Raw genomic sequence first — 21,042 nt, 5'->3', positions numbered from 1 at the left:
TCGGTCCCGCGCGGGCAGTGGCAGGTCTTCGGACTCGCGGGCACCTCTGCCAGAGGCAGAGACCTAGTGGCCGTCGCTTCCCAGGCCCGGCCGGACCCAGTGCATCAAGACGGCGGTCGTTCCCGCTCACCGCTGCGGGGCAGTCCCGGATTCCCACCGGGTTCCCTCTTGCGACGCGTCTGCCTGGCGGGCAGGGCGAACCAGCTGCGCCGCCAGCCTAACGCGCGCAGCCCCCGGCGCGGGGGCCGCGCCCGCGAATTGAGAAGATCGTCCGAGACCCCGACCGGAGACCGAGGGGAACGCACGACACCATGGACCGCATGATGGCCGCAGAAGCCCCCGTCCTGCTGCACACCGAGGGCCGCGCGGCCCGCCTCACCCTGAACCGGCCCGAGGCCCTCAACGCACTCACCCACCCCATGGTCCAGCACCTGGACCGGGCGCTGACCGCCTGGGCGGAAGACCCCGCGGTCCACACCGTCGTCATCGAAGGCGCGGGCCCACGCGGGCTGTGCGCCGGCGGCGACATCCGCGCCATCCACCGCAACGCGCTGGCCGGCGACAACGGGCCCACGCGGGCGTTCTGGCGCGACGAGTACCGCCTCAACGCACGCATCGCGCGCTACCCCAAGCCGTATGTGGCCCTGATGGACGGAATTGTCATGGGCGGGGGCGTCGGCATCTCCGCGCACGGCAGCGTGCGGGTCGTCACCGAACGCTCGCGCGTCGCGATGCCCGAGACGGGCATCGGCTTCGCACCCGACATCGGCGGCCTGCACCTGCTGGCCCGCGCCCCCGGCCGGCTCGGCACGCACCTGGCCCTGACCGGCGCCCCGGTGGGCGCGGCGGACGCCATCGCCTGCGGGCTCGCCGACCACTACGTGCCCGCCGACCGGCTCGGCGCCCTCCGCGAGGACCTGGCCACGGCCCCCGCCGCGGAGGTCATGACCCGCCACGCACGCCCGGCCCCCGCGGGCGAACTGGCCGCGCACCGCGAGTGGATCGACCACTGCTACGCGGCCGACAGCGTCGAGGAGATCGTGGCCCGCCTGCGCACCTCCCCCACCCCCGCCGCCCGCACCACCGCCGACACCCTCCTGGCCCGCTCCCCCACCGCGCTGAAGGTCACACTCGCCGCCCTGGGCCGCGCCCGCCGCCTCGACTCCCTGGAACGCGTCCTGGAACAGGACTACCGCGTCTCGTGCGCCGCCCTGTCAACCCCCGACCTGGTGGAAGGAATCCGAGCCCAGGTCATCGACAAGGACCGCACCCCCCACTGGTCCCCCGCCACCCTGCAAGAAGTCACCCCCTCAACAATCTCCCGCTTCTTCACCCACCGCGGCCCGGAAGAACTGACCCTGCCCTGAAACCCGCGAAACCCCCGAAAAACAAAGAAGGTCCGAGACCGTACGGTCCCGGACCCAGATCGGATCGACTCACGCGTAGAGACACACTTTGGGCACCAACCTCGCCGACTTCGTCTGATATGCGCCTCCCGCCTCTTCGTCTGCTATGACCGCGGCACCTGACACGGGATGACTGTCGTGCGCGGACGCACTGCTTGTCATTCCTACCAGGACGACGGCGGTGAAGGCCAAGAGGGGAACAATCGAAGAACGCTTCGGGGACAAGAAGGTGCGCCTTTCCGAACGGGATTATCCGCCTCGGGCGGCTTATCCGCCGAGGGCTGGATCAGCGTAGATCATCCAGCCAGCGGATGCCAAATCGTATGTTCGAAGAGGGAACCGGAGGAATATCGGGCCCGACGAGCACACGGGCATTACCCCACGGGCATGGCTCAATCACCGGCAGATTCGCACGGGACCACATTCGCGCGTCACGCCGACGGTGGCACGGACCACGAATATGGTACCCCCCGCAGGGCGGGCCGGTGACCGCGAATACCTTCTGCCCTGCGCGCTTGCCAGGGCCTTCGGCCCGGTCTCAGCTGTCTCGTTGATCGGTGAACTTGTCAGTCACCGACAGTCTGCGGGCCGGCCGCCCGGTCACGCCGGACAAGCCCGCCATCAAGACCTCAGAACGGAAAGTAACTCCCGTGCACGTGCAGCCTCACTTTCCGCACCGATACGCCGCGCCACCTCGAGCGCCGCCGCCGCATGCGAGGCCGCGGCCTCGTCGGCACCGAAGTGGTGCTCGGTGACAGCCATGTCCAGCAGGGCCTGGGCCTCTTCCGGCGCGGCACCGATGGCTCGGGCCACACCCAGGGCCTCCTCGTGGTGCCGCACGGACGCCTCTCTCCGGCCCTGCCTCCGCAGGATTACACCGATTCCATTCAGAACGATGGATTCGGTGCGCCGCTCACTGGCATCGCGCAGCACGGGCAGGGCTTTCTGGTACAGGTCGAGCGAGGAATCGAATTCGCCGAAGTGCTGAAGGAGATCTGCCAGATTTAGCTGGACGGTCGCACGCTCCACAGCACTGCCATGAGTCTCGAAGATCCGGAGCGCACGCTCATAGGAGGAACGAGCCTCACCTGGTTTGTTGCGTTCCCCGAGAATGTCACCCAGGTTATTGTGCGCCAACCCCATCAGCCGGTGATGGCCACTCGCCTCGAAACCCTCCAGAGCGGACTGGAAAAGTTCCTGAGCGGTGTCGAGATCGCCCAGGTGGAGCAGCGTGATGGCGAGATTGTTCTGCGCCCTGGCCGACTGGCCGCGATCGGATACTCGCAGCCGGATATCGAGTGCTTCTCGCTGCAGCACGGCGGCGCCGCGCCGGTCCCCCAGGAAAGTCTGGGGCACGGACAAACGCGTGAGTGCTTCCGCCACGATGTCCGCGTCACCCAGCGAACGAGCCAGATTCAGCGCCCTTTTCCCTGCGGTGACCGCGTCCGGCAGAAGGCCGGCGTGCGTGCGCGCCGCGCACAAGTCAATCAGGGCGCGGGCTTCTTCCGCCCGGTCCTCCGTGGTCTGCCAATAAGCGGCGGCCCGCCGTATCAGCTCCGCGGCCACGGAACCGAGACGTTCCGCGTCGTGGAATCCGGCAAGGACATGCGCAAACAGGGCGGCGCGTCGTGGGGGGCCGGCATCCCACGCGTTTTCGGCAGTTGCGAGCAGGTTCTCCCGTTCCGCTCCCAACCACGTACGCGCCTGCGCTTGGTCGGCCCATTCGGGAATCGTGTGCGCCACTGCGTCGAGAGGCGTTCGCGAGCGGTGGGGGTACAGAGTGCGATCGGCGGCGTCCGCGTACCGGAGATAAAAGTCGATCAGCTGGCTCCTGGCAGCCGCGCGTTCCGTCTCCGGCTCCTCCGAAGAGGCCAGTATCTGCGCGTACTCTCGCAGCAGATCGTGCAGGGAGTAGCGCCCGGGTACGAGTTCCTGAATGAGGTACCGGTCGAGAAGATCTTCGAGGACGTGCTCCGCCCGGTGGCTGCTCATGCCGGTCAGCGCGGCTACCGCCTCCGGTGTGATGTCCGGGCCGACATGGAGGCCGAGGCGCCGGAAGACTCGCTGCTGTTCGCCGGTGAGCAAGCGGTAGGAGAATTCAAATGCTCGCCAGATCTCTCGATCGCCGTCGCGGATCGCACTTATCCGCTGACTGCTGCCCAGAAGCCGTCGGGTCAGGTCGGAAAGACTCCACGTGGGGTGGGAGTTGAGCCGACCGGCCATGATCTCGAGCGCGAGCGGCAGGTAGCCGCTCAGCCGGACGATGTCCGCCACTTCCGCGTCGCCCCGCGTGCGTTCCTCGCCCACCAGTCGCCGGAACAGTGCGATGGCGTCGCGCTCCGGCAGCATGCTCAACGTGATGCGGCGCAGTCCTGGGATGCCGACCAGCCGGCGGCGGCTGGTCACCACGACGACGGACGGGGAATCGCCGGGCAGCAGCGGGCGTACCTGGTCGGGGTCGGCCGCGTCGTCGAGCAGTACCAGCACCCTTCGCTGGGTGAGCATCGCGCGCCACAGCGACGTCGCCGAGTCGAGGTCCCTCGGTATGCGGTCGGTCGGCGTGCCGAGGAAGCGCAGCAGGAAATCGAGCGCCGCCCCCGGGCTCATGGGGGCGGCGGCACCGGCGTGCGCCCGTAAATTTATATATATAAGCCCATCAGGGAATAAATGCCGCATCTCGCGCCCCACGGCGACGGCCAGCGCGGTCTTGCCCACGCCCGACATTCCCTCGATGGCCTCCAGGGCCACCGAGCCTCCCCCTCCCGCCGCGCTCTCCCCCTGCTCCAATGCACCCCTCAGCGTGGCGCGTTCCTGATCTCGGCCGACGAGACCGGCGGCGGGCGGCAGGTTGTCGGGGGGCGGACCGGTGGCAGACCGGAGCTGCTCCCTGACGCCACCGGGCACGAGTTCCCCAATGGGGACGTTGCGCAGGATGCTCTTCTGGAGGCGCCTGAGTCGGTGATCGGGCTCGACGCCGGATTCCTCGCGCAACCGCCGCCAGGTTCTCTGGTAGACCTGAAGAGCTTCCGAAGTCCGCCCGCAGCCGTAAAGGGCGAGCATCAGATGCTCGGCCAGCCGCTGATCCTCGGGGTACTGGCTGGTCAGCGAGACCAGCGAGCCGACGATGTCGGCGAAGTGACCACGCCGGAGGCCGATCTCAGCCCGGATGAGAGCGGCCGCGAGCAAGCGGGGCGTCAGTGAACGGCGCACTTCCTCTGCCCACAGGCCGGATATTCCCGCGAGCGGATCGCCGCGCCACAGAGGCACCGCCTCGTCGAGCGCCTGAAGTGCCCCCTCGTCATCGCCTCCGTCGACGAGATGGCGGGCTCGTGTACTGAGCAGGAGATAACGATAGAGATCAATGCTCTGCGGAACGACATCGAGGAGGTAGCCGTGATCCTGCTGCACCACGGGGGACTTATGTGTTCCGGGATGCTTCGTCGCCTTCCTGAGGCGCGACGTCAGAGAGCGCAGATTGCCACGTGGGGAAACCGGGGGCCGATCTTCCCACAATCGGTTGATCAATGTGTCGGAGGATACGGATTTGCGCACGTCAAGCGCCAAGGAGGCAAGTACGATTCGCTCTTTGATGGAGCCGGGACGGCGCACCTCACCGTCCACGACCATATCCACGCTGCCGAGTATCCGGAACTCCACCAGCCCCCTCCTGCCGGTATCGCTCCCCGATTCAAGTAAGACAGTATAAGAATGGCACACAAGCCGGAGTCGCCACCAGTACTCCGAAGGCCCCCTCACTCTCGATTGACACCCTTGCCCACCTTCGATCACTTGTACGACACTGAAGTTTCAGGATGGCCACGTGAATTGCCGAGGGGGAGCAGTGGCGGAATCTGAGTTGTCAAGGGCACTTACAGTGGCTCTCGACCGGGGGCAGGCCGAGCCGGCCCGTGCGGAGTTGGCCACCATCCTCGGCCAACCCCGCGGTCAATACGACGACATGGCGACACAATGGGCACGGCTCACGAAGACCGGCGCCGGGGCCGCGGACATCGCGTCGCTGGCCGAGACCCTGGCCCGATATGGCGAGCGGGACGCCGCACTGGCCGAAAAGCTGCGTCACTGGGTCGGCAGAACGCTGCGGAACAGGCCCCGCCTTCCCGACCGCGCCGATCACCACAACGTGATGGACGGGTTCGGCCAGAGCTGGGGAATGGCTGTTCAGGCCCGGGACATCCTCGGGGGCATTCATCTGCACGAGCAGGTCACCCGGCCGCCCGTGCCGCGGCAACTGCTGCCCGTTCCCGCCCATTTCACGGGGCGGGAAAACGACCTTGACGCGCTCGACGTCATGCGCAATGAACGAAGGGCCGACCGGCCCCAGGTCATCGTGGTCAGCGGCCCGGCGGGGGTGGGCAAGACCACCCTGGTGTCGCAGTGGCTGTGGCAGCACAAGGAGGAGTTCCCCGATGGCCACCTCTATGCGGACCTGAAGGGCTACTCACCCGCGCCTCCGGTTTCCCCATCCGACATACTCGGCGATCTGCTGCGGGCTTTCGGCCGGAAAGAACTGCCGGAAAAGCTGCCGGAGCTGACCGCACTGTGGCGTTCGGTGACCGCCGAGCTACGGTTCGCCCTCGTCCTGGACAACGTACTCACCGCGGCCGTGGCCCGGCTCATGCTGCCGAGCGCCTCGGGGAGCCTGGTGGTCGTCACCAGCAGGCACCGGCTGACCGGGCTGGTGACCGACGGCGCGTCCTTCCGGCACGTGGGCACGCTCGACGAACGGGCGGCCGTGGAACTGCTGTCACTCAGCGTGGGGCACGAACGGATCGCGCGGGAACAGTCCGCCGCGCGCCAGGTGGTCACGCTCTGTGCTTCGCTGCCGCTGGCCGTGTGCCTGGCCGCGGCCCGCATCACCGCGCGCCCCGAACAGCCGATGGCGCGTTTCGTCGAGGCCCTGACCCGGGGCGCCGGGCCGCTGGGCACGCTGGCCGTGGAAGGTGACCGCACCATGCAGACCGTCCTGGACGAGTCGTACGCGGCCCTGGCACCCGACGCGGCGGACGCCTACCGGCGCCTCGGCCTGCTGCCGATCGCCGTCTTCGACGCGTCCCTGGCCGGCGCCGCCCTGGGCTCCGACGAGCACGAGGCCGACCGACTGCTGCAACTCCTGCTGGACGTCAACCTGCTGGAGGCAGTCGATGGGAGCCGTTACCGCTTTCACGACCTCGTGCGCACCCACGCCGTGCAGTGGGGCCGACAGGAGGCCGACGCCGCACGCGAAGAGACGGTGGGCAGGTTCCTCGACTGGTGCCTGGCCGGCGCCACCGCGGCCGAGGAGACGCTGACGCCGTCCCACAGAACGCTGGGCCCGCGCACGTACCGCCACCCACCCGCGCCGCCGTTCTCCCTGCCGGACGAGGGTACGGCGATGGCATGGCTCGAAATCCACCGCGAGACGCTGGCGGCCGCCCTGCGGTATGCCGCGGACGCCGGGTGGGACGACACGGTGTGGCAGCTCACCGATGCCCTGTGGCCGCTCTTCCAGCGACTGCGCCTTTATGAGTTCTGGGCGGATGCCCACCGGCGCGGACTCGCCGCCGCGCGGCGCGTCGGGAACAGGCCGGCCGAGGCACGCATGCTGACCTCGGGCGGCATCGGCCTGCGCAGCGCCGGGCGTTGGGAGGACGCGGTCGAGTGGTTCCGCCAAGCGCTGGACCTGGCCAGGGAGACGTCCGACCGGCGGGACGAGGCCCAGGCGCTCAACGGCCTGGGCAGTTCGCTGAAAGGTGCCGGACGGCGTGCGGAGGCTGAGCGGTGCTTCACCGAGGCCCTCACCCTGCGCGAGGAGATCGGATACCGCCGTGGGGCCGCGCTCTCGCGGGTGCGCCTGGGCGAACTCGCCCTTGAGGCGGGGGATTTCGCGCGGGCGGTCACCTTTCTGCGGCGGGCCTGTGCCGATCTCGACGCGGAGAACGACACGTATGACGGCACCCGGGCGGGCGCCCTGCTCGGCTTCGCCCTCGTTCAGCAGGGGGACGAACGTGAAGGGCTCGGCCGGCTGCATACCGCTCGGGAGCACTTCGCCGCCACGGGCTCCGGTTTCTGGCACGGGCGGGTTCTCGACATGCTCGGTCAACTGGCGGCGCGCCGGGGTGACGCGGCGGGGGCGCGGGAGTTCTTCGAGCACGCCCTCCCGCTGCTCACCGCCGCGGGCGCGCCCGAGGCCGAACGTGTCGCGGAGCGCCTCAAGGAGCCGGCTCCCGAGACCCCCGAGGCCCCCGAGTTCCCCGGGCCCTCCTGACCTCCGGCTGCACCAAGGCCCGCCGGCGAAGGCGCGCCCAGCAGGCGGGCCCCGCCCCGGAAGGGCTCCGGGGCGGGGCCCGCCGCTCTCAGGCCACCGGGTCAGCGCCCGCCGCCGGGCCGTTCAGCGGCAGCAGCAGCACGCGTAGCGCGCCGCCCGCCACCGGCCGGCCGTTCCGGGTCAGGGCGACGGGGCCGAGCGCGGACCAGGGGCGGCCCAGTACCAACTGGCAGTGCAGCAGGGAGGCCACGGCGCAGCAGTCGCCCGCCGTGAGGGCCGGGCGGTGCGCGCCGTCCGGCACGACCCGCAGACGCGTTCCGTCCCGGGCGCCGACGACGCAGCCGCCGGTGTCCTCCCGCGCGGCGGCGACCAGGCAGCCCGGATACCGGGACAGCGCCCGGCCGACCGCCTCGGCGGCGCTGCCGCCGGGCTGCCCGCGGTCGATGCGCAGCACGTCGGCGGTCTCGTACCACCGGGAGCCGTACCGCGGATCGAGGGCCGCGCTCAGGTGAACGTCGGCCGCTCCCACGCCATGACCGCGGTCCGGGGGCGAGGCGAAGGGCGGGGCCCAGTGCCGCGCCCATAAGTGCAGCCGCTCCGACGAACGGGTCAGCTCCGCCGTCATTCCGGGAAGCGCCCCCGCCCCGGCCGGCGGCGGTCCTTCGCCCGCCGGGGCCACGGCGACGGACAGGCACCGCTTCATGCAGCCACCTCCGCGTCGTCCCCGGTCCCGTGGGTCCAGGTGTCCAGCGGCGGCGGCGCGGGGAGCGGAGGCAGCAGCGGCGGGCAGGCGGGCTCGCCAATCCCCAGCATCCGGTACATCAGCGACCGGATGTTGCGGTGGAAGTGCCCGGGCTCGGACGAGATGCGTTCAGCGATGCGCGCGTACGCGGACCGCCGGTACTCCCTTCTCGCGTAGTCGAGTTGTTCTTCGAGCGGGGACCCGGGCGACAGCACGGGCGCGGTGGCGGCCAGGGCCGCCGCGGGTGAGGCATGGTGCACCTCGGCGTGCGGGAAGCGGGCCAGCAGGATGGGGACCGGGGTGAGGGTCGCGTAGGAGGTCAGCGATCCGTGGTCCCCGATGACCCAGTCGGCCGCGGGCAGGACCGCCCGCCAGTCGACCTCCGGCGGGATGACGGCGATGCCGCGACGCCGGTATGCGGCCAGCCACGACCGGATCTGGTACCAGCCGTGTGCGGCCCAGATATTGGGGTGCGGCAGCACGGCCGTGCGGAACGTGTCCTGCGGCAGTTCGCTGAGCAGCCGGGGCAGGAGCGCGTCGAACGCCTGGAAGGACGCCGAAGCACCCCAGGTGCTCGCCACCACCACCAGCTTGCGGCCGTCGTTCAGGCCCAGTGCGCCGCGATACCGGTCGCGGTGCCCGATGCCGTCCAGGAGCCGGTCGTACGCCGGATCGCCGACCACCGTGGCGACCGGCAGCGCCTCGGGGCAGTCCCGGGCCAGCGTGGTCAGTTCGTCGCGGTGGGCCAGGGCGAGCGCGGCGGTGAGGAGCCGGTCGCCGCGCATGAGGTTGTCCCGGCTGAGCATGCCGGGCGGCCGTTCCCGCGCGGTGCCTCCGGCCCATGACTTCTGGAGCTTGATGTGCCCGGCGCCGTGGGAGAGCAGAACGAGCGGCGCCCGCACCGCGTCGATACCCTCCCAGCCGGCGGCGAGCGCGAGGTCGAACTCGGTCGCGGTCGCCTCCCGCCACGGCAGCACCGGGCTGCCGAGGCGGTGCAGGAACCGCGCCACTCCTTCGCTGAACGCGTGCGGGGCCACGGTGAAGTGAACCTCGATCCGCATGTCGGACTCCAGCAGCGGAAAGATGTCGAGCAGGCGCTGAGCGAAGGTGAGTGTCTGAGCGACAACGAGCACCCTCTTGCAGCCACGAACGGTCAGCCACCGCTCGTGAGCGTGAGGTATCGGCCCGTCGAGGCCGATCACGGATGACATGACGTCCCCCTTACGATCGCCCCGATCCCCCTGATCGGGGCGGTTGCACGGCCGCGCACCCGCCGACGGCATGGTGCCTCTCGGCCGCCAGTACGGCGCATGCCCGCGCGGGTGGACGGAAGCCTTGCAGAAAGGTTGCAGCGCGATGCCGCGCGGCGCAGTGCAGCGCCGCGCGGTGCCGCGCCTCGGCTGCGGCGCGGGGTGAGCCCCCGCGTTCCCGCATGTCACGGGCCCGGTTAAGGTACGCCGGTATGACGCATCGGCGGGATGGTTCGGATGGTGGGGCCTGCATACCGACGTCCGAACCCGATCTCGTGCTGCGGGAGTTGCTGGCCGCGGACGCCGGGGAGTACGTGGGTCTGCTGGCGGCGAACCGGGAGCACGTGGGGCGGTACGCGGACTGGGACGACGAACGGTCGTCCGATCCGGGGTGGATCGGGCAGCAGCTGGCGGAGGTGCCGTCGGACGGCTCCGTGCGGTTCGGCCTGCGACTGGGCGGAAGCCTGGTCGGGCGGGTGGACCTGATCGCGACGGCCGCCTCGCGCTACCGGATCGCGTACTGGCTGGACGAACGGCACACCGGGCGCGGCTTCGCGACGGCCGCGGCGCGCGCGGCCGTCGCGCACGCCGGGGACGTGCGCGGCGCGCGCGACGTGTACGCGGCGGTGACCGGCGCCAACCGGCGCGGCGCGGCGGTGCTGGGGCGGCTCGGCTTCGCCGCGGCCGGGGAGGCGCGGGAATACCGGCTGTTCCAGCGGGCGTTCGGCCCGCCGCCCGGAGCGGTGCCCGTGCCGCGGCCCGCGGCGCGCGTTCTGCTGGTGGACGGCGAGGGGCGGCTGCTGCTGTTCTCCGGGCGCAGGGACGGGACGACCTATTGGTACTCGGCCGGCGGCGGCCTCGAACCCGGCGAGAGCCACGAGCAGGCGGCCCTGCGCGAACTGCGCGAGGAGACCGGGCTGACCGGGGTGCGGCTGAGCGGCGAGGTATGGCGCGGCCGGCCGGTGATCGCGCGGTGGGGCGGCGTCGCGCACGAGCTGCGGCAGCGCTACTTCCTGGCGCGGGTGCCGGTCTGCGAGATCGACACGTCCGGCTTCGACGAGCTGGAACGGGCGCGCGTCACGGGCCACCGCTGGTGGACGCAGCAGGAGCTGGCGGCCACGGCGGACGTGCTGCGCCCGGCCGGGCTGCCCGGGCTGCTGGCCCGGCTGCTCGCCGAAGGGCCGCCCGCGCGGCCGGTGCTGGTGGACGCCTGATCAGGCGGCCCGGTCGAGCTGCTCGGGGGTCACGCGGTGCAGGAGGGGCGCGCCGGCCAGCAGGCGTTCCAGCTCCTCGACCACGGTGAGCCCGAGGCGCCGCAGCTCGTTGCCGTGCGAGCCGGCGATGTGCGGGGTGAGCAGCACGTTGGGCAGGCCGTACAGCGGGGAGTCGGCGGGCAGCGGCTCCGGCTCCGTGACGTCGAGGACGGCGCGCAGCCGCCCGGCGGCCAGCTCCGCGGTCAGCGCCCCGGTGTCGACCAGCGACCCGCGGGAGGTGTTGATCAGGACGGCGCCGTCGCGCATCAGGGCCAGACCGGAACGGTCGATCAGGTGCCTGGTCCCGTCGTTCGCCGGGGCGTGCACGCTGACGATGTCGCTGTCGGCGAGCAGCTCGGCGAGGCCGGAGGACCGCACACCGAGCCGGCCGGCCGCCGCGTCGTCCACGTAGGGGTCGTAGAGGCTGACGTCGAAGTCGAAGGGCCGCAGCAGCTCGATCACGCGGCGGCCGATGCGGGAGGCGCCGATGACGCCGACGCGGCGGCCGAGGTTGCCGATGCCGGGGTGAATCTCGCCAAGCGTGAACCGGCGTTCGGCACGGAGGCGGTCGGCGAGCCCGAGCGTGTCCTTCCCGGCCAGCAGGATCATCGCCAGCGTGTACTCGGCGACGGGCAGGGCGTTGGCCGCGGCGGCCGAGGAGACGACGAGGCCGCGCTGCCACTCCCGCGTCGGGAGCAGGTGGCGGACGGAGCCGCCGGTGTGGAGCACGGCCCGCAGCCGGGGGGCGGCGGCCAGCACCTCGGAGGGCACCTGCGGGCAGCCCCAGCCGGTGATCAACACGTCGAGCGACGGCAGCAGGGGCCCGATCCGCGGGTCGCGGAAGTCGGCCGCGACCAGCCCCGGGTCGATATCGGCCAGGGCCGTCAGCCGGGACAGCACCGCGGGCGGGAAGAGCATCGGCAGGTGCTTGGCGTCCAGGACGAACAGCGCAGAGGGACGTGCGGACATGAGGAAGGTCCCTCCCGGGCGGTAGAAATCGTTCTCTAATCTAGGAGGCGGCGAACCGCGCGGTCAACTTCCCGCAGATGTGCGCGGCCCGCGGCCCGGCGCGGCCACGGGCTCAGTCCGCCTTCGGCCGCGGGCTCAGTCCGCCTTCGGCGGCGGGGCGACGGACTCGCGGACGACGACGTGCGTCCCGAGCAGCACGTGCTGCTCGGGAACGCCCGGGCCATCCCCGCGGCGGTCGAGCGCCAGCCGGACCGCGGTACGGCCCATCTCCTCGTACGGCACGTGCACGGTGGTGAGTTGGGGGCGCAGATCGGTGGCAGGGGGCACGTCGTCGAAGCCGACGAGTGATACGTCCCGCGGCACGGAGAGCCCCGCCTCCGCGAGGGCCCGCAGCGCGCCCGCGGCCACGGCGTCGGTGAGCGCGAACACGCCGGTGAAATCCCGGTCCCGGTGCAGCCGGGCACGCATGCTCAGGTATGCCTCGCCGCGGTCGAAGGGCACCTTCTCCACCAGCGCCGCGTCGAAGGGAACGCCGAAGTCCGACAGCGCCCTGCGGTACCCGGCCAGGCGCTCCGCGCTGGTGGTCAGCTCCGCGTCACCGCCGAAGAACAGCACCCGCCGGTGCCCCGCCGCGAGCAGGCGGCTGGTGATCGCGTGCGCGCCGCCCTCGTTGTCGTACTCGACCACGGTGGCGGGCACGGAATCCCCCGGGGCCGGCCGGCCGCACAGCACCAGCCGTGATCCGGACTGGTGCAGGGAACGGGCGATGGCCGACATCTGCCGCCGGTACGGCTCGTCGTCGCGGACGCTGCCGATGAGGATGACGGCCTCGGCGCCCTGCTGCCGCATGAGGTGCACCGCCTCCAGCTCGCGCGCGGGATCGCCCCCGCTGACACACACCAGGCACAACCGCCCGCGGCGCGACGCCTCCTCCTCGATACCGTGCGCGACCTCGGCGAACGACGGCCCGCGAACGTCCTTCAGCACGAACGCGACGGTCTGCGCGCCGTGGCCGCGCAATGCCCTGGCGTGCGTGTTGGCCACGTAGTCCAGCTCGCGCAGCGCCTTCTCCACGCGCCGCCTGGTGGCCGAGGCGACCGGGTAGTTGCCCGCGATGACCCGGGAGACCGTCGGCACCGAGACACCGGCCCGGTGCGCAACGTCCTTGAGCGTGGCCCGTCCCGTCGCGGCGCCGCCAGGCTGCCCGGTCTGCGTCGTCACACGCGCCAGTTTAACCGCGGGCCCACGCGGGCCCTCCCCCGTGGCGCGGCCCGCGCATCCTTCGGAACGGGGCCGCGCGGGCGGGCGAGTTCCGGGCGCGGCGGGCTGCGGAACGGCCGTTCGTGCCGTGCCTCAGACGCCCCCGCCACCGTTCCCGTTCCCGTTCCCGTTCCCGTTCCCGTTCCCCTCACCGTCCCCCTCGTCCTCCCACAGCACGGTGCGGTGCGCGCCGACGAGTGCCGCGATGCGGGAGAGCGCGGCCTCGGCGGGCTGCGGGCCGGGGCGGCGCCCGTCCCGCAGCCGCAGCGACACCTGACCGGCCGCGGCCTCCCTGGCGCCGATGACCGCCTGGTACGGCACGAGGCTGGCCTGCCGGACGCGGGCGCCGAGGCTGCCGCGCTCCGGGCCTTCGACCTCGGCCCGCAGCCCGCGTTCGGCGCACCGCTGGGCCAGCGCGGCGGCGTGCGGCACTTCCGCGTCGGACACCGGCAGGACGACCAGCTGGGTGGGCGCGAGCCAGGGCGGGAACGCCCCGCCGTGCTGCTCGATCAGGTGGGCGACGGCCCGTTCGACGCTGCCGATGATGCTGCGGTGCACCATGACGGGCCGGTGGCGGCCGCCGTCCGCGCCGGTGTAGTAAAGGTCGAAGCGTTCGGGCTGGTGGAAGTCGATCTGGACGGTCGACAGGGTGGACTCCCGGCCCGCGCCGTCGGTGACCTGGACGTCGATCTTGGGCCCGTAGAACGCCGCCTCGCCCTCGACGGCCTCGTAGGGCAGCCCGGACCGTTCCAGGACGTCGGTCAGCAGCGCCGCGGCCCGCCGCCACATGCCGGGGTCGGCGACGTACTTGCCGCCTTCCCCCGGGAGGGAGAGGCGGTAGCGCGCGGCGCGGATGCCCAGCGCCTCGTAGGCGGCGCGGATCAGCTCCAGGGCGGCCCGCGCCTCCTCGGTGACCTGGTCGAGGGTGCAGAAGATGTGCGCGTCGTTCAGCTGGATGGACCGCACGCGGGTCAGCCCGCCGAGCACGCCGGACAGCTCGGAACGGAACATGCCGCCCAGTTCCGCGATGCGCAGCGGGAGTTCGCGGTAGCTGCGGCCGCGGGAACGGAAGATCACGGCGTGGTGTGGGCACAGGCTCGGCCGCAGGACGACCTGTTCCCCGCCCAGGTCGACCGGCGGGAACATGTCGTCGCTGTAGTGCGACCAGTGCCCGGAGATCTCGTACAGTTCGCGCTTGCCGAGCACGGGCGAGTACACGTGCCGGTAGCCGCCGCGGCGCTCGGCGGTGCGGATGTATTCCTCCAGGGTGTGCCGCACGACGGCGCCGTCCGGCAGCCAGTAGGGCAGTCCGGCGCCGATCAGCGGATCGGTGCCGAAGATGCCGAGTTCGCGGCCGAGTCTGCGGTGGTCGTGGCGGTGGCCGGGAACGGCGGGCTGGTCCTGCATGGGGGTCTCCTCGCGGTCATGGGACGGGTGACCGCAGGAAGAAGCCCCGGGGCACTCGCCCCGGGGCTTGAAAACAGAACGTCTGTCAGCGCGCCGGGACACTCTCCGGCGTCGTCGTCTCGAACACAGCGCGCTTCATACCGGCAACCGTAGCAGAGCGCCCCGCGCCGGATCGCACGGATAGACATCGTTTTCCGTCCATCCCCGCCTCCGCCTTGTCCACGTTCACCCGGGCTCGACGCCCGGGTCGGCGAGCTGGCGGTGGGGGGCGAGGAAGTCGAGGACGGCCGGGGAGGCGGTCTCGCGGAACTCCTCGAAGTAGGCGTGCCTGGCGCCGGGAACGAGGTGCGTGGTGGCGTTCGGGATGCGGCCGGCCAGGAGCGGGACGTTGGCCGCGGGGTTGAACCTGTCGTCGGTGCCGTGGATGACGAGGGTCGGAGCGGTGATGCGGGGCAGCGCGTCCCAGGCGTCGTGCTCCGCGCTCGCGGCCAGGTGGCGGCGCCGGGCGTGGGCGGGCATGCCCGGGTCGCCGACGGTCCGGTACGGGCCGCGGTGGGTGGCCAACCACGCAGGCGTGTACATGAGTTCGAGCAGGGTGCGGCCCGCCGCCTTGCGGTCCGGCTGCGACAGCGCCTTCCTGACGTCGTAGCCGCGTTCCACGCCGTGCTCGCCGCCGGGCGAGGTGCAGCCGAGGACGAGCGCGGCGACCCGGTCCTGGTGGTCGGCCGCGAGCCACTGGGCGACCCGGCCGCCCATGGACGTGCCGTAGACGTGGGCGCGCCGCACGCCGAGCGCGTCGAGCACGGCGACGGCGTCGGCCGCGAACTCGCGGGTGCTGTAGGGCAGGTCGGGCTTGTCGCTCGCGCCGGTGCCGCGGTAGTCGAACGTCGTGGTGCGGTAGCCGGCCTCCTCGAAGTCCTCCCGGACGCCGTCCCACCAGTGGTGGCTGTTGGACTGACCGGGCAGCAGCAGAAGCGGCTCGCCGCGACCTCGGGTCTGGTGGTGGAGCGTGACGCCGCCCCTGGTGATGGCTGTGGGCATGGCCCGACCCTACGCAGCCGGAACGCGGGGCGTGCGCCGGCGGGCTTCCGGGGCTTTGTACCGCTCTTGGACAGGGTTTCGCGCAAAAGTGCGGAACTTTCTCTTGACTATGAGGAAAGTCGTTCCTACGTTGTCGGCCATGGCAGGCGCGCCGGAGACGTCCGGCCCGCAGGAATCGACGAACACCCCGGCACGCGACCCTCGATGAGCGCACGCCCGAGCGTCCTCCGGCGCGTGCCCCCGCCCCACGATCCCCGGCCCACGATCCCCGGCCCGCCGTACTCGCCCCGGTCCACGCCCCACCGGCCCCGCGCCCCGTTCCGCGAGCCCGCGGCGGGGCCCGCCGTAGTACCGACCTTCCCCAACAGGAGCCGCCATGTGTTACGGATTTCCGGATGACCAGGCGCTGAGCGCCGCGCGTGCCCAGCGCGGCCCCGGCAGACGCGCCATGCTCAGGGGCGCCTTCGCGGGCGCGGTGGGCGCCGGCGCGCTCGCCGCGGGAGTGGCCACCGCGCCGGGCGCGCACGCCCACACGCACCGGCGCGGGCGCCCGCTCGTGCCCCCGGGGCGCATCAGTCTTCAGATCTACTCGATGCGCGACGACCTGAACGGCGAGCGCGGCTTCGACGAGACCCTGCGCGCGGTGGCCCGCATCGGGTACCCCCGGGTCGAGCAGGCCCTGGGCCTCTTCGGCCGCACCGCGGAGGAACTGCTCGCCTTCTACGAGGACATAGGCGTCCGGGCCACGTCGAGCCACAACGACATCAGCGCCGACGAGCAGGCCCTGGAGACCAAGCTGCGCGACGCCAGGACGCTGGGGCAGTCGTACATGAACGTGCCGTACCTGGACTCCGAGGTCCTGGACGACTGGAAGCGCTTCGCCGAGCAGATGAACCACGAGGCGGCCAGGGCGCGGCGCCACGGCGTGCGTTACGGGTACCACAACCACGCCCACGAGTTCACCCGCGACCTCGGCGGCGGCGTGACGCCCTGGGACGTGCTGACCTCGGAGCTCGACCCGCGTCTGGTGCACCTGGAGATCGACATCCACTGGGCCGTCACCGGCGGCATCGAGAGCGGCGACGGAGTCCGCGACCCGGAGCGCTTCACCATCGACGTCATCAGGTCCGCGCCGCAGCGTGTGCTCCAGTACCACGTCAAGGACCGCGACCCGGACACCGGGGACACCGTCGACGTGGGGACCGGGATGATCGACTTCGAGCGAATCTTCCGGGCCCATCCGGTCAAGGAGTACATCGTGGAGAACGACACCCCGGACGTGACGCCCCAGCAGACCGCCGAGGTCGGCTACGCCTACCTCCGTCACGGGCGCTGCTGAGGTCCGGCCGCCGCGCCGTTCTCGCTTACGAACACCCAGAAGAACCCGACCGGTTCCTGCCCGGCGCTGCCCGCCCCGGCCGGAACGCCACGAAAGGTCGTCATGCGCAACCTGCCCATCCTTGCCACCGCGGCGCTCATGGCCGCGGGGCTGCTGACCGCCCCCGTCCCCGCGGCGGCCCACGAGAACCATCCGCCGGACGAAACCGCCCCCGCCGACGAAGCGTTCCAGAAGGTCACCCTCAACGACACGCCCGGCGAGCCGATCGACCTGGCCGTCCTGCCGGACTCCCGGGTCCTGCACACCACCAGGAACGGCGAGGTCTGGCTCAACGACCCCGACAGCGGCCTCAATACGCTCGCCGCCCGGCTCGACGTGTACGAGCACGACGAGGAGGGCCTCCAGAGCATCGCCGTGGACCCCGGGTTCAACGGCCTCACCAACCGCTGGGTCTACCTGTACTACGCGCCCGTTCTCGACACCCCCGTGGACAACCCGGACACCCCGGACGTCAATGAGGGCGACGCGCCCACCACCGGGGAGCCGGCGGACTTCGAGCCGTTCGAGGGCGTGACCCGGCTGTCCCGTTTCCAGCTGAACGGGGACACCATCGACCTGGACTCCGAGCAGCAGATCCTGGACGTCGACGCGGACCGCGGCGTGTGCTGCCATGTCGGCGGCGACATCGCGTTCGACGGCAGGGGCGACCTGTACCTGGCCACGGGCGACGACACCAACCCGTTCGAGTCGGGCGGCTACACGCCCATCGACGAGCGCGAGGGGCGCAACCCCGCCTTCGACGCGCAGCGCACCGCGGCCAACACCGACGACCTGCGCGGGAAGGTGCTGCGCATCCGGGTGGGCCGGGACGGCTCGTACACCATTCCGCGGGGCAACCTGTTCGCCCCCGGCACCCCGCAGACCCGCCCGGAGATCTACCTCATGGGCCTGCGCAACCCGTTCCGCATCGAGATCGACCGGCAGACCGGCGACCTGTTCGTCGGCGACTACTCGCCGGACGCGGGCGAACCCGACCCGGAGCGCGGTCCTCAGGGGCACGGCAAGTGGTTCGTGGCCAGGGACGCGGGCAACCACGGCTGGCCCTACTGCGTGACGCCCGACCTGCCGTACATGGACTACGACTTCGCCACCGAGACGTCGGGCGAGGCGTTCGACTGCGCCGCGCCGGTCAACGAGTCGCCGCACAACACCGGCCTCACCGAACTGCCGCCGGTCGAACAGCCCGACGTCTGGTACCCGGGCTCACCGTCCGAGGAGTTCCCCGAGCTGGGCGAGGGCGGCGTGGCGCCCATGGCCGGCCCCGCGTACGACTACAACCCGTGGACGGCGATCGGCCGGCACCCGGTCGCCTGGCCGCGTGAGTACGACGGCGTCCCGCTGTTCTACGAGTGGACGCGCCACTACATCAAGGGCTTCCACTTCGACGAGTCGGGCGAGCTGACGGACATGGAGGATGTGGTACCCGGCATCGAGTTCTGGGGCGTCATCGACATGGAGTTCGGCCCCGACGGCGCGCTGTACGTCCTGGAGTACGGCGAGGGCTACTTCGCGGAGAACGACGCGGCGCAGCTGGCCCGCATCGACCACATCGGGTCCGGCGGCAACCATTCGCCGGTGCCGGTGGCGAGCGCCGACGTGACGTCCGGGGACGCGCCGCTGACCGTGTCGTTCTCCAGTGAGGGCACGACGGACGCCGAGGGCGACCGCCTGAGCTACGCCTGGGACTTCGACTCGGACGGGCGGGTCGACTCCCGCGAGCCGAACCCGCAGCACACCTACGAGGAGAACGACCTCTTCCAGGCCAGCCTCCAGGTGACCGACCACGGCGGGCGCCACCGCGGGCGTTCCGCGTCGGCCGAGGTGGAGATCTCGGTCGGCAACGACCGGCCGGTCGTCACCTTCGTGACCCCGCAGGACGGGGACGAGTTCGCCTTCGGCGACGAGGTCGCGTTCGAGGTGGAGGTGACGGACGACCAGCCGGTCGACTGCGCCCAGGTCACCGTGTCGTACATCCTCGGCCACGACACCCACGGCCACCCGCAGTCCTCCGCCACCGGCTGCTCCGGAACGATCCAGACGTCGCACCCGGAGGGCCACGAGGGCGAGGACAATCTCGCCGGCGTGTTCAACGCCTCCTACACCGACCCCGGCTCCGATGTCGGCACCCCGCCGGTCACCGGCAGGGCGGAGGTCGTACTGACGCCCACCCACTGACGACACCCACGCCGCCCGCAGAACGGCCGACAGAACGGCCGACAGAACGGCCGCAGCACAACAGCCCCGCCGGTTATGGCGGGGCTGTTCGCTGTTCACCCGTGTACTTACGGGAGGTACCGTCCTGAGTGCCTGAGTTCAGAACGGAGTTCAGCATGCGACATCCCGCTGACGACCACACCGGCGCACGGATCGCCGACTACAGGAAGCTGCGTCACCTCACCCAAGCGGGCTTGGCGCAGCGCGCGTTCGTCTCCCGGGGCACCATTGCGAAGATCGAGGCAGGGCTGTCGCCCGCCTCCCCCGCCGTCGTCGCGGCCGTCGCCCGCGCGCTCGAAGTCGATGTTGCCGTGCTCAACGGCCAGCCGTACCTCGAAGAGATGCGGCAGGACCAGCTCGACCGCATGATCGCGTCGCTGACTTACGCCCTCGACATGTACGACCTCGGACCCGATCCGGGCATCCGGCCCAGGCCGCTCCAGCAGGTGTCGGCCGATGTCGACGAGCTGTGCAAAGCGGCCTGCGCGACTGAGTACACCAGGACCGGTGACCGGCTGCCGGCGCTGCTGTCCGAGCTGACTACGATCATCAGCGGTCTGCCGGAAGGAGCCGAGCGCCGCCGAGCCGCTGCGCAACTCGCATGGTGCTACTGGGTGGCCTACGAATTCGCCTACCGGCTGGGGTTCCACCACCTCGCCGCCATCGCACTGGAACGCATGGGCTTCATGGGCGAGCAGGCCCAGGACCCGCTGCTCCTCGCGCTACGGCTCCAGCGCCGATCGAGCATGCTGTTGCGCCGTGGCGACAACCCGATGGCGCTCAGCGTCCTCGACCGCGCCCACCAGTTGGTGGCGCAGCACGACGCACCCCGTTCCGTGCCTGCGCTCGCGGTATCCGGGAGTCTCCACCTCGCGGGAGCCATCGCCACGGCGCAGGCGAAGAACGCCGAGGACGTCAAGGAACGGATGGCGGAGGCCCGTGCCGTCGCCGACCGCATCGGCAGGGATGTGCCCCTGGTGTACTGGGCGTCGTTCGGGCTGACCAGTGTCGCCCACTTCGATGTCGCGACCGCGGTCGAGCTGGGGCAGCTCGGCGAGGCGATGAAGTCCGCGCGGAAGGTGCGGTTCCCGGCGGATCACCCGCGGATGCGGGTCGGCCGCTATCACATGGAGCTGGCGCGGGCCTACTCGCGGATGGGCCGGTCGGAGGCGGCGCAGAAGGAGTTGTTCCGGGCGCGCGAGGCGGCGCCACAGCAGGCTCGGTATCACCCGCTGATGCGGGAGACGGTCGGCGTGTTGGTCCGTCGGTCGCGCGCGGTCCCGGGCACCCTCGCATCGCTGGCGGCCTGGGTCGGCTTGTAGACGCGCTACGAGGCAACACCCCCTGTTGTTCCCAGTTACGGGAACACCACGGACTGTTGCACACGCCACGCTGTGACGGTCAGCACATGATCTGTCACAGGAGCGAACATGTCGAGAGCTGCCTCCGAGACCCTGCCCGAGTGGTTGCCGTCCGGTGGTGCGGCGGTGTTGCCGTCCGGCCGGTGGTGGGACGCGGTTCGCGTCACCTCGCTCGCCGGTACCCGTGTGGTGGGCGTACTACGCGAGCGGTCCGGGCCGGTGATCGAGGATCAAGCGCTGCGCACGATGACGTGGCTGGTACCCGTCGGCTCGGCCGACGGGTGGCCGCGGGCCGGTGGAATGCTGGTCATCGGGGCGGGTCTGGCCGCGCTGGTCCCGCCCGCCGAGGGCATCGGCGGCCATGGGCGGACGGCGAATCGCTCCGGTGGCTGATCCCGCCGACCGCCACGTGCCTGACCGACCCCGACGCCCTGCGCGAGGCACTGGAACAGGCCCGGTGACCACGCTGCGCCGC

Annotated in this window: 14 protein-coding genes and 1 riboswitch; of the genes, 7 read left to right on the top strand and 7 right to left on the bottom strand. The window is 71.4% G+C overall.

What is annotated here, in order from left to right:
* Nucleotides 1-18: 18 nt before the first annotated feature.
* A riboswitch (cobalamin riboswitch) is annotated at nt 19-203 on the bottom strand.
* A gap of 117 nt (nt 204-320) precedes the next feature.
* Nucleotides 321-1,367, top strand: coding sequence for an enoyl-CoA hydratase/isomerase family protein (locus RM779_RS25070; RefSeq protein ID WP_311620014.1), 1,047 nt, complete (start codon nt 321-323; stop codon nt 1,365-1,367).
* A 660-nt stretch (nt 1,368-2,027) separates the two neighbouring features.
* Here RM779_RS25070 and RM779_RS25065 read toward each other — a convergent pair.
* The gene (locus RM779_RS25065) at nt 2,028-5,063 is read right to left on the bottom strand and encodes an AfsR/SARP family transcriptional regulator (protein ID WP_311620013.1); all 3,036 of its coding nucleotides are present in this window, start codon (nt 5,061-5,063) and stop codon (nt 2,028-2,030) included.
* Between the two features lie 217 nt (nt 5,064-5,280).
* On the opposite strand from RM779_RS25065, the gene RM779_RS25060 reads away from it, so the two are divergent.
* Nucleotides 5,281-7,671, top strand: coding sequence for a tetratricopeptide repeat protein (locus RM779_RS25060; RefSeq protein WP_311620012.1), 2,391 nt, complete (start codon nt 5,281-5,283; stop codon nt 7,669-7,671).
* Between the two features lie 88 nt (nt 7,672-7,759).
* On the opposite strand, the gene RM779_RS25055 is transcribed toward RM779_RS25060, so the two are convergent.
* Together RM779_RS25055 and RM779_RS25050 are read right to left on the bottom strand one after the other, a co-directional pair.
* Nucleotides 7,760-8,374 carry a hypothetical protein gene (locus RM779_RS25055; RefSeq protein WP_311620011.1) on the bottom strand — a complete coding sequence of 205 codons (615 nt, stop codon included), beginning with the start codon at nt 8,372-8,374 and terminating at the stop codon, nt 7,760-7,762.
* The gene (locus RM779_RS25050) at nt 8,371-9,624 is read right to left on the bottom strand and encodes a hypothetical protein (protein WP_311620010.1); all 1,254 of its coding nucleotides are present in this window, start codon (nt 9,622-9,624) and stop codon (nt 8,371-8,373) included. The genes RM779_RS25055 and RM779_RS25050 overlap by 4 nt, the downstream gene beginning before the upstream one ends.
* A gap of 251 nt (nt 9,625-9,875) precedes the next feature.
* Between RM779_RS25050 and RM779_RS25045 the strand changes: the two genes are divergently transcribed.
* Nucleotides 9,876-10,877, top strand: coding sequence for a GNAT family N-acetyltransferase (locus tag RM779_RS25045; RefSeq protein WP_311620009.1), 1,002 nt, complete (start codon nt 9,876-9,878; stop codon nt 10,875-10,877).
* On the opposite strand, the gene RM779_RS25040 is transcribed toward RM779_RS25045, so the two are convergent.
* The 4 genes from RM779_RS25040 to RM779_RS25025 form a co-directional block, all read right to left on the bottom strand.
* A complete protein-coding gene (locus RM779_RS25040; protein ID WP_311620008.1) occupies nt 10,878-11,885 on the bottom strand; it encodes a hydroxyacid dehydrogenase in 1,008 nt (335 codons plus the stop codon). It abuts the gene before it with no gap.
* A 135-nt stretch (nt 11,886-12,020) separates the two neighbouring features.
* On the bottom strand, nt 12,021-13,106 hold the full coding sequence (locus RM779_RS25035; RefSeq protein WP_311620007.1) for a LacI family DNA-binding transcriptional regulator: 1,086 nt from the start codon (nt 13,104-13,106) through the stop codon (nt 12,021-12,023).
* 132 nt (nt 13,107-13,238) lie between these two features.
* The gene (gene thrS, locus RM779_RS25030) at nt 13,239-14,552 is read right to left on the bottom strand and encodes a threonine--tRNA ligase (RefSeq protein ID WP_311620006.1); all 1,314 of its coding nucleotides are present in this window, start codon (nt 14,550-14,552) and stop codon (nt 13,239-13,241) included.
* A 225-nt stretch (nt 14,553-14,777) separates the two neighbouring features.
* Entirely contained in the window at nt 14,778-15,593 is an 816-nt protein-coding gene (locus RM779_RS25025; RefSeq protein WP_311620005.1) for an alpha/beta fold hydrolase, read from the bottom strand.
* A gap of 376 nt (nt 15,594-15,969) precedes the next feature.
* Between RM779_RS25025 and RM779_RS25020 the strand changes: the two genes are divergently transcribed.
* From RM779_RS25020 to RM779_RS25005, 4 genes are all read left to right on the top strand, one after another.
* Nucleotides 15,970-16,932 (top strand): sugar phosphate isomerase/epimerase family protein, encoded by a 963-nt coding sequence (locus RM779_RS25020; RefSeq protein ID WP_311620004.1) that lies wholly within the window; start codon nt 15,970-15,972, stop codon nt 16,930-16,932.
* Between the two features lie 102 nt (nt 16,933-17,034).
* Nucleotides 17,035-19,167, top strand: a complete 2,133-nt coding sequence (locus tag RM779_RS25015; RefSeq protein WP_311620003.1) for a PQQ-dependent sugar dehydrogenase — start codon at nt 17,035-17,037, stop codon at nt 19,165-19,167.
* 155 nt (nt 19,168-19,322) lie between these two features.
* On the top strand, nt 19,323-20,528 hold the full coding sequence (locus RM779_RS25010; RefSeq protein WP_311620002.1) for a helix-turn-helix domain-containing protein: 1,206 nt from the start codon (nt 19,323-19,325) through the stop codon (nt 20,526-20,528).
* A gap of 108 nt (nt 20,529-20,636) precedes the next feature.
* Nucleotides 20,637-20,960: a hypothetical protein gene (locus RM779_RS25005; RefSeq protein ID WP_311620001.1), complete on the top strand. Its 324-nt coding sequence runs from the start codon at nt 20,637-20,639 to the stop codon at nt 20,958-20,960.
* The last annotated feature ends 82 nt before the right edge of the window (nt 20,961-21,042 follow it).

The organism is Streptomyces johnsoniae (assembly GCF_031845565.1).
In the GTDB taxonomy this organism is placed as follows: domain Bacteria; phylum Actinomycetota; class Actinomycetes; order Streptomycetales; family Streptomycetaceae; genus Streptomyces; species Streptomyces johnsoniae.
Note: the sequence above shows the minus strand (reverse complement) of the source record. Positions and strands in the feature narration are given on the sequence as shown.

Excerpts from the sequence above, each read along its gene's own strand:
- RM779_RS25070 (WP_311620014.1), top strand. The coding sequence starts at position 321 with ATGATGGCCGCAGAAGCCCCCGTCCTGCTGCACACCGAGGGCCGCGCG.
- RM779_RS25055 (WP_311620011.1), bottom strand. The coding sequence starts at position 8,374 with ATGAAGCGGTGCCTGTCCGTCGCCGTGGCCCCGGCGGGCGAAGGACCG.
- RM779_RS25050 (WP_311620010.1), bottom strand. The coding sequence starts at position 9,624 with ATGTCATCCGTGATCGGCCTCGACGGGCCGATACCTCACGCTCACGAG.
- RM779_RS25045 (WP_311620009.1), top strand. The coding sequence starts at position 9,876 with ATGACGCATCGGCGGGATGGTTCGGATGGTGGGGCCTGCATACCGACG.
- RM779_RS25040 (WP_311620008.1), bottom strand. The coding sequence starts at position 11,885 with ATGTCCGCACGTCCCTCTGCGCTGTTCGTCCTGGACGCCAAGCACCTG.
- thrS (WP_311620006.1), bottom strand. The coding sequence starts at position 14,552 with ATGCAGGACCAGCCCGCCGTTCCCGGCCACCGCCACGACCACCGCAGA.
- RM779_RS25025 (WP_311620005.1), bottom strand. The coding sequence starts at position 15,593 with ATGCCCACAGCCATCACCAGGGGCGGCGTCACGCTCCACCACCAGACC.
- RM779_RS25020 (WP_311620004.1), top strand. The coding sequence starts at position 15,970 with ATGTGTTACGGATTTCCGGATGACCAGGCGCTGAGCGCCGCGCGTGCC.
- RM779_RS25015 (WP_311620003.1), top strand. The coding sequence starts at position 17,035 with ATGCGCAACCTGCCCATCCTTGCCACCGCGGCGCTCATGGCCGCGGGG.
- RM779_RS25010 (WP_311620002.1), top strand. The coding sequence starts at position 19,323 with ATGCGACATCCCGCTGACGACCACACCGGCGCACGGATCGCCGACTAC.
- RM779_RS25005 (WP_311620001.1), top strand. The coding sequence starts at position 20,637 with ATGTCGAGAGCTGCCTCCGAGACCCTGCCCGAGTGGTTGCCGTCCGGT.